The organism is Mesorhizobium sp. M1A.F.Ca.IN.020.06.1.1 (assembly GCF_004023265.1).
Classification (GTDB): domain Bacteria; phylum Pseudomonadota; class Alphaproteobacteria; order Rhizobiales; family Rhizobiaceae; genus Mesorhizobium.
In genome coordinates this window covers 1-1,035 of sequence record NZ_RZSR01001391.1, presented here as the reverse complement: position 1 = coordinate 1,035, position 1,035 = coordinate 1, and the positions used below count along the sequence as shown (strand labels likewise).

The window sequence follows — 1,035 nt, the reverse complement described above, 5'->3', positions numbered from 1 at the left end:
GGGATGTGTATAAGATACAGGTATGGCGGTCGCGTGCGCTTCGACACGCCGATGCTGTGGGCGCTGGGCTTCGTCACCACCTTCATCATCGGCGGCATGACCGGCGTGCTGCTCGCGGTTCCGCCGGCCGACTTCATGCTGCACAATTCGCTCTTCCTGGTGGCGCATTTCCACAATGTGATCATTTCGGGCGTGTTGTTCGCCGCCTTCGCCGGCTTCACCTACTGGTTCCCGAAAGCCTTCGGCTTCCGGCTGCACGAGGGCTGGGGCAAGGCCGCGTTCTGGTTCACCCTTGCCGGCTACGTGCTGGTCTTCGTGCCGCTCTATATCGTCGGCCTGCTCGGCATGACCCGCCGTCTCCAGCATATCGACATGGACCTGTGGACGCCGTGGCTGGTCGTGGCGGCCTTCGGCATTGCGGTGATGATCGTCGGCGCCGCCTGCCAGGTCGCGCAGCTCGTCGTCTCGATCAGGCATCGCGACGAATTGCGCGACGAAACGGGCGACCCCTGGGACGGCCGCTCGCTGGAATGGTCGACATCCTCCCCGCCGCCCTTCTTCAACTACGCGCGGCTGCCGCATGTCGAGAACGAGGAACCCTACTGGACCATCAAGCAGCGGGCGATGGAGGAGCAAAGGCCCGGCGAGGACGAAAGCTATGAGCCGATCGAAATGCCGCGCAACAGCCCGACCGGCTTCGTCACCGCCTTCTTCAGCACGCTGATCGGCTTCGCCCTGATCTGGCACATCTGGTGGCTGGCGATCGTAGGCTTCATCGGCGCCTATATCACTTTCGTCGTCTTCGCCTGGCGAGAGCACGGCGACTACGAAGTCTCCGCGGAGGAAGTCGAGCGCATAGACCGCGACGGCAGGGCCGCACAGCTTGCCTGGCTGCGCAGACGGGAGCGCGTGGCATGAGCGACATCACGGCCGGCAGCGCGGCGCGCGATCCCTACCGGGTTGGACGGTCAGGCGGGCATGGCCATGGGGGACACGGTCATGGGGGTCACGGCCATGCGGGACACGGCCATGGCC

General features: G+C 65.1%; 1 protein-coding gene. It reads left to right on the top strand.

The features are described from left to right. Positions 1-918 (top strand): cbb3-type cytochrome c oxidase subunit I (locus EOA60_RS34290; protein WP_206628399.1); only part of this gene is annotated, 918 nt, incomplete at its 5' end. Positions 919-1,035 lie beyond the last annotated feature (117 nt).